Origin of the sequence: Bacillus sp. JJ1521, assembly GCF_036965165.1 — a bacterium.
Classification (GTDB): domain Bacteria; phylum Bacillota; class Bacilli; order Bacillales; family Bacillaceae_L; genus Ferdinandcohnia.
Genome location: NZ_JBALOX010000222.1, coordinates 1 through 11,386 on the forward strand (window position 1 = coordinate 1; position 11,386 = coordinate 11,386).

Sequence of the window (11,386 nt, forward strand, 5' to 3'; positions counted from 1 at the left end):
TGGAAATACACATATTTTAATTTCTATCAATCCAGTTAGCACTTTCCTCCATTATCATCTTATCCCTTATATATTTTTTAGCATATTATTTTGAAACAAAGCTTTTACCTGTAAGGGGTTAAAAAGGGAGGAAACACAAATGCATCTATATATGGCGAAAATCAACAATTTCAACAAAAAAAGTGCCCGTCACTATGTACGACCGACACTCACTTTGCAAAAATTTTAATTTAATACTTGAATCACAAGGGTTTTTGCTGGTAAAAATTTATCCCCGGTATCAAGGTAGGTTACCTTCACAGTTTCTTCTGCCTGTAAATAAATAGCTTTTGGGGCATTTTCAGATGAGATCATGTAACTTTCGTTTTTATGTAATAGGAAGGAAACAATCGTTGAATTGTCAGACTTCTCTTTATAGACGCGCACGACATTTCCGCTCACTTGTTTTTCTTCTGCTTCAGGGTTCCATCAACCGTTCCTCCACCGCGTTGCAATGCTATTTTATATTGCCTTAATGCTTCATTTGGCGTAATACCGTATACAGAAATTTCTGGGTGGCATATGAGACGATAAAATAGTTCTGCAAAAACCCATTCGCATCCAATACTGGGGTTAACCAGCTTGCTTCTCCATAAAAGTTATACAAAATCGGCTTTTCGCATCCCATTTCTTTTCAACTATTTAAACTCCAACAAAACGTTAAAGTTCTTACTATAAATCCAAAAAATAAAGTCTGTTTCCTAAAACCTTGGATACAGACTTATCATATTATTTTCTACCTAGTTTATTATCAATCTCAGTTGTATCTACATTCTCACCAAACAAATCTTTTAGTTTACTTTTCGCTTGCAATTTAATTTCATCATCGACATATAAAGCTACTTGTACTAAAGCGAATAGTACAACACTTAGGTCGTCAGCATATCCTACACCAATTGCTAAGTCAGGTATAATATCTAGAGGTAAAATAAAATAACCTAGAGCCCCAACAATAGTTGCTTTAACTTTTAAGGGTACCTCTGGCTTTTGAAGTGTGTAATAAAGCAATAGAACAGCGTAGACTACCGAAGTTCCAGCTTTTTTAGAGAATTTTTGAACCTTCGTCCAAAACTTTTCCTCTGAGAAATGCTTTTCGTGTTGGTTAATATCTTCAGCATTTAGCTTTTCTGCTTCATCTTTTAAATCAACAACTAGTTCTTCTTCAATTTCTATTTTGTCGTCTTCATCAATATTAGATGAGGATAATTCATCTAGGTCTGTTCTCTTCTTAAATAAATTTTTTAACATGAAATCACTCCAATAATTAATAGATTAAAACAGGTCGATCCCAAGCAGCAGGGGCAGGTGTCCTATTAGTTAAACGTGACATTTACCGTATAACCAATATTCTTAAAAAATTCCTTTAACACTTTTTCTGAATTTTTCTCTGCAGTATCTAGTAAACCACTAGAGATGGCTCCTTGACGAATTTTCTCTTGTGCCTCAGCAGCCAACTCAAACCCCTCATCCATTTTAATATCAGCACGGAAAAGCCCATTCTTGTCCAAGGCTTGTATTTTATCCATTTGTACTGATGGTTCCTGGATGAGCTCTGCATGAGGAAGGGTAATTTCTATTTCTTTTGTTTCTTCATTAATATCCATGTCCTTAGAAGTAATCCCTTTCAAATCAACACCTGCAATAACTGTCGCAGGTACAACTAATAGAACTTCTCGCTTTGTTCCTGGTAAATTAATATTCAAGAAATTCTTATTTTCCTCTTGGTGTAGAACCTCTTTCATATGAGCTTCAGCTGTTGCCAATGTGGCTAACTCTTGAACACGTTCAACAAACGTGACAGACTCTTGTTTGAAGGTACTGCCCCCAAATAGCCGAATTCCTGCTAAAGTGATGATGACTAAAAAAACAAGGATGACCATGGCCAAAATAATCTTCGATCCAGCAGCTTTTATGATAGACTTAAATATACCTTTCGGTGGAAATACAGATCTTGAGCTATGTTCTAGCGCAATAGTTGCAGCAATTTGCTGTTGTGTTTCATTTAATTCTCTTAACTGTCTTTCTAGCTGTGCAATTCTTTCGTCTTTTTCTTCGATAATTTCTCTATTTGTTACCATTTTTTTCACCTCTCACTTTTACCATTATAATGCTTATCCTTTTAATCTACTAATCTTTTATGTAAGGGATCTTTTAACTAATAACACACATAAAGAATTTTATACTAAAAAAATTTAAAGACACTAAATTCCTATTAAACCATGTATAAAAAATATGTAAACCTAATTCAAATCCTACCTTATTCAGACATTTACTCTCAACACAAAAAACCACTCACAAACGCTTATTTTTCACCATTTGTGGGTGGTTTATCGTTTTTAAAATTTTCTCATTTTTACTTAAATATACCAGTGGGTCGTTCCCTGCTTCATACAAACAAGGTTTAAAAGTAATTTCGTATTGTTGTTAAAACCCTTTCTAAATCATGTTCGTGTAACTTTCCAATCTTAAATAATAACTCTTTAAAAAGTACAGTATTTAGTTTTGAGCATCTAACAATAGAAGGTTTGTCTTAAGTTATGGTCACAGTGACGCCACATCAAAGATTCATTAAAATATTCAAATGCCTTTTCATAGTCAGTTGATTGGACCATGATTTCCGCCATATTACTGTAGCTTTTGCTAATTCGAAGATAATTTGAAGGATTTGTGTCTATGTTTAATGATTTAGTAAGATTAATAGATTTCTCTAACAATTGGATTGCTTGATCATATCTCCCTCTCATCCATCCAATTACTCCAAAATTCCGGTAAATATCCGAGACCTGTATGGTATTCTCACCGTTAATGAATGTGAAAACATCATCTTGGATTGACCAAATAAACTCAAACTTACCAATTGAACGTAGCCATTTCATCATTTCTAGAAACCAAGAACTATATTCTGATGGGGTTAATACGTATGGTGCATGATAAAATACCTCCTGTATATAAAGTAAATCTGTGTCTGAAATCTCAACAGAATTCTGTTTACATTTTTCATTAAAATAACGGAACAAATAGTTGTGAATTCGATTATAAAGAGTCTGATTATGTTTCTTTACATCCTTTTGCAAACTAGCAGCCACGATGCGATTCATATTCCAAGTTCGCAAATGGTCACTTTCATTTATGAACGAGAAACGGAATAATTCTTTATATGCCGTTGCAGGATAGCCGGTTTTAAATTCTGTGAGAAGTGAAACAAATAACTCTTCATCCCAAAATCGTGCGAATGATAAAACTTTCAATGTTTCCTTTTCCCTAATATCTAAATACCTTAAAAAACGATTTAATATTTTTTCTGGAGTCTTTGAAAAATCAGCCGGTACAGGCATCCTTTGCTCATTTTCTTGAATGAGCACATACGTATCAACCATAAGATCTAAATAGTATGGTAATCCATTACTTGTTTCGATAATAACTTTCTTAATGCCAGCATCAAAGATACCACATGAGGATAAAAATCGGTCCGAGTCCTTATCCGATAGCTCGCCAATTAAGTGCTGTTCCAAATAAAGCTCCCACTCTGGCTCAGTATCAGCCCAATGAATTTTTTCTCTACCAGCAATAACCCAAAGAACTTCAGGGAGTTGGAGAACAAGTTCTTGCACCCATGCATCTTTTTCGCTAAATGACCCGCGTAGTCGATCCTTTTCCCATAGCGCTTCATAAGTATCTATAAGAATAATAATCTTTTTCCTTGTGAATTCGAGATGATCTTTTAAATCGATAGCAAAAAATGCAGGGAGCATATTCTCGATTTCAGATGGTTGCAGATCTTCCAGCTGCTCCATTACCTGCTTCCCTCTCCCGTACCACCATTGCAGTGAGTCTTTATATTTTCCCATTACTTGAATCAGTTTGAGTGTTTTTGGTACCCATTGAGCAAAAGGAATATAATTTAGCTGTTCCAACAAGTCGGCTATAAAACTACCTTCTTCTATAAAAGGGAGTTCATTTCGATTGTTTTTCATAGATATTTGCGGATTTAATTTTTTCCAATACATTGAGTAAGCAAGATCAAAGGTGTTAAAGTTTATAGTATGTTGCTTCTTCAGTTGTTCCCTTAATACGATTAGACCTTCACCAGCTAGGCGAAACTTTTCTTCTTTAAAATCTATTCTTGCTTTAATTACTCCTATTTCCATTTGATCAACTTGGTGATAGAGTTCATTCAGCAATCGGCTTTTACCGATTCCACCTACCCCATAATAAGTAAGAACCTTATACTGCTGATTAGCCTTTTCCAAAAATGCATCTTTAAATGCTTTTCTAGGTTCTTCACGATCTGTAAACTGCCTAACAGCTAAAGATTTAGTCTTATTAAACAAATGGTGCTTTGGCCTTAAAACCATAATCTCTGCCCCTCCGCCCAAAATAAAATATATTCTTTATTATAGTAGAAAAACCTCTAAGGGACAAAGGGCTTAAGGATCCGCTTAAGGGGGCATGAATGATTGTGCCTGGCCCCCACCAGTGCGGTAAAGCATTAGCCCGTTGAGAGACTGGCCCTTTTTATAACCTTTAAGAAATGGACAGACTTCTTACTTTATAAGTTCGGTATTGCTTTAGCGCTTTATTGCTATAACAAACCGCAAATCAGGCGTTGTTATCCGGGGGACTAGGCCCTGTGATTGAAAACACTAAAGACGCAAGGTGGAAAACCTTACGTCTTTAGTGTTTAAAATACTTTTTGCTTGAGCTGTATGGCATCTTGGCTTACATAGTTATCCTCTATCATTTTTATCATGTTATAAACTGCGTGATTATAGGGAACAGGAATTTGATATTTTTCTGCTTCACGTATGATGGCCCCATTAATGGCTTCAATTTCTGTTTTCTGTTTCTTTGCTATATCCTGAGCCATCGAAGGGTAATGATTCCCCGCTTTATCAGGTGCCGATACTTTTTGTAATGTACTTACAACTTTCTTGACATCAATCTCAATATCAAGGTGGCTTGCCACCATCCCTACCTCTTCAACGATCTTGCTCAGCAACACTATACCTAATGGATGATTTCCAACTGCTCCTGTTGTTAACCCTGTTAAAGCCGTTACTGAATTGATAGCTGCGTTGAAGGCTAATTTTTCCCATACAGCAACCATCGTATTGTTTGAGATACATGTACTTAGGGAAGCTCGATTCATAGCTTCTTCAACTTGTGAAACAATTTGAGATGTCCCTTTTAAGTGGGTTATATATGTTTCTCCTGCACCACCTACTTCAATCGTTCCGGGACCAAGTAGATCACTACTGTATGTGGTGGTTCCGACAATGATCCGATCAAGACCCACATAATTTGCTATTGACTCTTGATTTCCAAGACCATTCTGCAAAGTCAAAATATAGGTTTCTGGTGAAATTAAACTAGAGTATTTATTTAATGCCTTCTCGGTATATTGTGCCTTTGTAAAAACAATTAAAATATCATAGGATCTATTTATTTGTGGTTCTACATAGGCATTTATCTTGATCGTCTTTTCTTCATTACCATGCTTTATTTTTAATCCATTATTTTGAATCGTTTCAATATGCTCTCTCCAAACATCATAAAGGGATACGTCATAACCAGCTTCAAATAACTGTGCCCCGAACCTGCAGCCCATTGCACCCGCTCCAATGATTCCAAAAGTAAGTTTTTTATTCATTTGAGGCTTTCCACCTTACCTTGTTGTAGATTATCTACCTGACTTTTTATTTTTTCTTTGATTCTATTAAATTCTGTTTTTTCAACTTCTGTCATTGAAATTTCATGAATGGATTCTACCCCATTTTTGCCGATAATAGCTGGTTGACCGATGGAAACCCCATCAGATCCAATGACAGAACATGGTATTAATTCTTTTGTATCCTTTACTATCGCCTTGATCATACGAGCTATATTTAATGAAGAGAGCCATCCTGTTGTTCGCCCTGAATTAAGTGACTGGTATTCCGTAAACCAATTCTTAATTATTTGTTGAACTTGAAGCTTGACCTCGTTGGTAATATTAACTTGACTTCCATCAACATAAATATGGCTATATATTGGTAACTGGTCCTCCCCGTGCTCCCCCAGAACAAGTGCATCAATTTCATTAATTGATCTATTTAGAACACTTGAAAGTGCCCAACGCAGTCGAAACGTATCATTTAATGAGAAACCAATGAGTCTAGATGAATCAACTTGGACGTAGCTTTGTAATAGTGAATTAATTATGTCCAAAGGATTTGTGGCTGTAATAATGATAGGATTCGTAGTGAATTCATTTATATATCTGGCTATTTCTTTAATAATTTTATAATTCCCAACCAAATAGTCCATGCGGGATTCAACCTGCTTCTCTGGTATACCAACTGTATTTATTACTATGTCAGACCCCCTCAATAAACTAAAACCACCGCTTGTAATTTTTACGTTTGATACTTCTGCGACAGCTTGTTCCATATCCATTTTATGGCTTGATGCAATATTTTCTTTAATATCAATAAGACAAATCTCATCCACGAGATTTTGCTGAGCAAGCACAAATGCAGTAGTGGATCCTAATGTGCCCGCTCCTCCCAAAATACTTACTTTCATTTTCACACCACCATTCTTCTTTTGCAAAGCAAATCCAAAATCATCTAATTAAAATTGCTCTGAATATATTTCATTTTTTATAGCATTAAAGTCTGTATTGCTCCCACCTAAATACAATGAAGCCACCCGCGGATCCTCCAGCATCTCCTTTGAATTACCAGTTAATGCGATTTGACCGCGTTCGATGACACAGGTTCTATCAGACACTTTCATCGCAGCTTTTGCATTTTGTTCAACTAGAATAATAGTGGTATCTACTGCCTTTCGTAAGTCTTCAAGTACAGTCATAATATCTTGTACGATAAGCGGAGCTAGCCCAAGGGATGGTTCATCCAATAGCATAATTTTCGGTTTTGCCATTAGGCCCCTGCCGATAGCTAGCATTTGTTGTTCCCCTCCACTTAGGTTCCCACCCAGCCGATTCAGCATTTCTTTTAATCTTGGAAAGGTCTCCAACACTTCCTCAACATCGTTTTTTAATTGTTTTTTTTCTTTCCGATATCGATGGTATGCACCTAATATGAGATTTTCGTATACCGTTAAACCATCAAATATTTGGCGCCTTTCAGGAACTAAAACCATCCCCTGTTGAACGGTTTCTTCAATAGGCATGTTTGTGATATTTTTGTCCTCTAACTGAACGTCCCCGGAGTGAGGTTTGTAAATGCCTGATAATGTGCCCAACAACGTACTTTTTCCTGCACCATTCGCTCCAATGATTGCAAGCATTTCCCCTTTATTCACATGAAAACTAATCCCTTTTAAGACATGGATATGACCGTGGTAGGTGTGAAGATTGTTGACACTAAGCATTTACTAGAACCTCCTCTCCTAAATAAGCAGCAATTACTACCGGATTTTGTTGGATCTCTGCAGGAGTTCCCTCTGCAATTTTTACTCCATTTTCAACGACAATAATCCGGTCTGCTATTCCCATGACCATTTCCATATCGTGTTCAACAAATAAGAATGTATAGCCTCTTTTTCTAAGTCGAAGGATGATTCGAACAAGCTCAATTGATTCACTTTGATTTAAACCAGCCATTGGTTCATCTAACAATACTAGGGAAGGCTCCATCACAATGGAACGTGCTATTTCCACAAGCCTTTGCAACCCATAGGGAAGATTCTTTGCCAGTTCATCCTTACGCTCTTTTAGCCCCACCAATTCCAATGCTTCGGTTGCCTTTGCATAGGCGGTTTGGTTATCCTTTCTAGCATTGGAGAACCCAAAACCTCCTGCAAAAAAACCACTTTTTGTTCTAATGTGATAGCCAACCATCACGTTTTCCACTACAGTCATATCATTGAATATTTGTAAATTTTGAAATGTCCTTGTTATTCCCATCTTGGCAACTTGATACGTTTTTTTCGTAGTAATAGACTTCCCGTTAAATCGAATATCCCCCTGGCTTGCCTGAATGATTGACGTAATCATATTAAAAAGAGTGGTTTTTCCGGCTCCGTTTGGTCCGATAACTGCAACAATTTCATTTGGATACACATCAAAGTTCACTTTATTAACAGCTATAACTCCACCAAATTGTTTTGTAAGGTCGGAGATTTCAAGCAATGGTTTTTTCATTTTGTAATTCCCCTTCCTTTACCCTCTTTTTACTTTTACTGCGACTAGCCCAATTCAACATTCCATCCTTTACTCCTACTGATAACCCTTTAGGCATGAAAATCATTGTTGCAACTAGAATCACACCAAAAAGAATAAGTTCATACTCACTTCCTGCATTCGGTAAAAAGAGTGGAACTACTTCCCGAACCAGCTCTCCAAGACCCGTAATAACAATGGCACCAATGAGTCCGCCCCAAACATTCGTTAAGCCACCAACAACCGCGATTATGACAAAATTGATGGAAGCAGTGACATAAAAAGGAGATGGACTAATAAACGAAACATAATGGGCATATAAGCTACCCGCGATCGATGCAAATACAGCACTTAGCATAAATACTTTTACCTTATACTTAGTTGGATTTATTCCAACAGATTGAGCTGCAATTTCACTTCCTCGAATGGCTCGTAAAGCCCTACCCACTCTCGAACTAACTAACTTTGCTGAGAAAAATAATAATCCTAATGCAACTAGCCAGACGAGATAATAGTATTTAAGATCTGTATCAAAAGTGAAGAAACCAAGGCTTAATTGTGGGATTTCTCTTATTCCAGATGGGCCCCCAGTGAGGTCGACCATCTGCATAAAAAAGATATAAACGATAAAGCCAAATCCTAATGTAGCTAAAGCCAGATAATTTTCCTCTAATTTTAATGTGGGCCAGCCAATAATTATGGCAATAATAGCTGAAATGACACAACCCGCCAAAATAGCAATCCATGGAGAAACATGGTAGTTAACAGTCAATATGGCTGAAGTATATGCGCCAATTCCATAAAAGGCCGCCTGTGAAATGGAAATTTGACCTGTAAACCCAAGCAATAATCCCAAGCCCATTGCAACGATTCCATATAGACCGATTATCACAAGGACACTGGTAAGGTATGGACTCCTAAAAATCAGAGGCAGTATAATTAAAACAAGAAGAAATAACCCTATGGCCCATTTCCCTTTTAGATTTGTGGTAAGCATATAAGTCCCCCCTTTTTAAACACGTTTTCCAGATGATTTTGAAAATAAGCCGTTCGGTAAAAAAATAAGTACGATAATTAGTAAGCCAAAAATAATAGCATCCTTATAGCCGGATGAAATTAATCCAGCACTTAGGGATTCAATGATTCCAATAAGGAAACCACCTGCAACTGCGGCTGGCGCATTCGTCAAACCGCCAATTGCTGCGGCCACAAACGCTTTAAGTCCGAGCATAAGACCCATTTCATATGTAGCACCCGTAATCGGAGTTGTGATAATTCCTGCCAATGCCCCAAGTCCAGCACTGATGGATAAAGTATAGAATGACATTTTTGTTGGTTTGATTCCCATAACCCTTGCCGCTAACCTATTAATAACAATTGCTCGTAAGCTTTTACCCCAATACGTTTTATAAAAGAAGAAATACATTAAAACGACCATAATTAAGCAGATAACAACCGCCCAAATACTTTGTCTTAATATAAAAGCCTGTAGAATTTGCACTGGTTGGCCTGGGTCTAATGGAGGCATACTATGTGGATTTGATCCCCAGATTAATAATCCGATACCCCGGAGGACAATTGACATACCAATCGTAATAATAATCAATGTTAATGGCGTAGCATTTCGAGCTGGGTGTATAGACACTCTTTCAAATAAGCCGCCAACGCCCATCGTTATTACGATTGCCAACAAAAATGTTAATGGATAAGAAACACCAGATGCAATTAGGGATGTAGCAGTTAAAGCACCGATCATAGCAAACTCGCCTTGGGATAAATTTAGTACACCCGTTACATTAAAAGTGATAACGAATCCAACTGCTATTAATGCATATATACTACCTATGGTTAAACCGCCTATTAAAAGCTGTACGATAAAAGATGCATATTCCAATGTTTTACACCTCTCTTAAGGGATTATACGGCTGATAACAACCAGCCGTATTTACCATTTCACTTATTCTTATTTTTCAAATAACGTCCATTCTCCATTTTTCACTTCAATAAAAACAATCGAATCAAGGCTTAACCCACTATGATCCTCAGGCGTAATATTATATATCCCTGTAATTCCAACGAAGTCCTTAATATTAGTTTCCAAATAGTCTCTTATCGCTTCACGGTCTGTTCCAACATTTTTGATTGCCTCAGTGGCAAGCATGATACCGTCATACGAATATCCGGAGAAATTAGTTGGTGTGTATCCAAGTTTTTCTGTGTGGTCCTTAGTAAATTCCTCAATCAGTTTTTTCTGTGGGTCACCGTCTGGAAGTGTATTGGACACTAGGATTTTTCCGCTTGCTAACAAATTACCATCTGCCACATTACCCGCTTGATCAAGATACGCTTGGTTCGCCATACCATAGCTGTGTACTAAAGGTACATCAAAAGCTAATTGTTTAAAATCCTTAGAAACAACGGAACCTGAAGGTGGACGTGTCCACACCACAACCGCATCGGGCTTTTTAAGTTTGATCTTAGAAAGCTGCGGGGTCACACTCGTATCGCTTCCTTCAAACACTTCCTCCGCAATGATTTCGACACCATAATCGGGTGCCATTTCCTTGAAATGTTTATAGCCATCCTCGCCATAAGCATCATTTATATTCATCCATGCAACCTTCTTAATATTGTTTTCTTTCAAACTTTGTAACGTTTTTTCAAGCATTAGGTCACTGTTATGGACGGTTTTAAACACATATTCTTTTACAGGTTTTACAATCTCGGAACCAGCTGCCATCGAGATATACGGTATTTTCTCTTTTTGTGCTATTTCCAGCATAGCAAGACTGCTACCCGTAATAGTCCCTCCCACCACTATGGAGACGTTTTCATTAATCAGTTTTTTCATTCCCAGAACCGCGGAGGTTTCATCACTTTCAGAATCATACTTGACGAATTCTACCTTTTTACCATTTATGCCGCCTTCTTCATTAATTTTTTCTTCTAAATATTTAGCAGTATCCATTTCGGGTTTTCCTTGAGAAGAAGCGAGTCCAGTAGCGTCAGAGATAAAACCAATTTTAATCACATCTTCGGAAGCACCTTGTGATTTTCCAGAAGTACTATCATTTGCAGCACTATCTGTTGGCTTGGCAGAATTACTACAAGCCGTCATTAAAAGCAAGAATACAAGAATCATAAAAGTGAAAGACTTCTTAATCATTTACTATTCCTCCT

10 protein-coding genes and 1 pseudogene are annotated in these 11,386 nt (G+C 37.1%); all 11 read right to left on the minus strand.

Annotation, left to right across the window (positions count from 1 at the left end; genetic code table 11):
- Positions 1-225 precede the first annotated feature (225 nt).
- A pseudogene (locus tag V7147_RS22755) lies at positions 226-678 on the minus strand (hypothetical protein); the annotation flags it as partial.
- A gap of 90 nt (positions 679-768) precedes the next feature.
- The gene (locus V7147_RS22760) at positions 769-1,287 is read right to left on the minus strand and encodes a YkvA family protein (protein ID WP_438824638.1); all 519 of its coding nucleotides are present in this window, start codon (positions 1,285-1,287) and stop codon (positions 769-771) included.
- 65 nt (positions 1,288-1,352) lie between these two features.
- On the minus strand, positions 1,353-2,117 hold the full coding sequence (locus tag V7147_RS22765; RefSeq protein WP_335370082.1) for a DUF4230 domain-containing protein: 765 nt from the start codon (positions 2,115-2,117) through the stop codon (positions 1,353-1,355).
- Positions 2,118-2,549: 432 nt separating this feature from the next.
- On the minus strand, positions 2,550-4,394 hold the full coding sequence (locus tag V7147_RS22770; protein ID WP_335370083.1) for a hypothetical protein: 1,845 nt from the start codon (positions 4,392-4,394) through the stop codon (positions 2,550-2,552).
- A 326-nt stretch (positions 4,395-4,720) separates the two neighbouring features.
- On the minus strand, positions 4,721-5,689 hold the full coding sequence (locus tag V7147_RS22775; RefSeq protein WP_335370084.1) for a ketopantoate reductase family protein: 969 nt from the start codon (positions 5,687-5,689) through the stop codon (positions 4,721-4,723).
- A complete protein-coding gene (locus V7147_RS22780; RefSeq protein ID WP_335370085.1) occupies positions 5,686-6,603 on the minus strand; it encodes a malate dehydrogenase in 918 nt (305 codons plus the stop codon). Before V7147_RS22780 ends, V7147_RS22775 begins: the two co-directional genes overlap by 4 nt.
- A 48-nt stretch (positions 6,604-6,651) precedes the next feature.
- Positions 6,652-7,416 (minus strand): ABC transporter ATP-binding protein, encoded by a 765-nt coding sequence (locus V7147_RS22785; RefSeq protein ID WP_335370086.1) that lies wholly within the window; start codon positions 7,414-7,416, stop codon positions 6,652-6,654.
- A complete protein-coding gene (locus tag V7147_RS22790; RefSeq protein ID WP_335370087.1) occupies positions 7,409-8,188 on the minus strand; it encodes an ABC transporter ATP-binding protein in 780 nt (259 codons plus the stop codon). The genes V7147_RS22785 and V7147_RS22790 overlap by 8 nt, the downstream gene beginning before the upstream one ends.
- Positions 8,169-9,203 (minus strand): branched-chain amino acid ABC transporter permease, encoded by a 1,035-nt coding sequence (locus V7147_RS22795; RefSeq protein WP_335370088.1) that lies wholly within the window; start codon positions 9,201-9,203, stop codon positions 8,169-8,171. Before V7147_RS22795 ends, V7147_RS22790 begins: the two co-directional genes overlap by 20 nt.
- 15 nt (positions 9,204-9,218) lie before the next feature.
- The gene (locus V7147_RS22800) at positions 9,219-10,100 is read right to left on the minus strand and encodes a branched-chain amino acid ABC transporter permease (RefSeq protein ID WP_335370089.1); all 882 of its coding nucleotides are present in this window, start codon (positions 10,098-10,100) and stop codon (positions 9,219-9,221) included.
- A 69-nt stretch (positions 10,101-10,169) separates the two neighbouring features.
- Positions 10,170-11,372: an ABC transporter substrate-binding protein gene (locus tag V7147_RS22805; protein WP_335370090.1), complete on the minus strand. Its 1,203-nt coding sequence runs from the start codon at positions 11,370-11,372 to the stop codon at positions 10,170-10,172.
- Between the last annotated feature and the right edge of the window lie 14 nt (positions 11,373-11,386).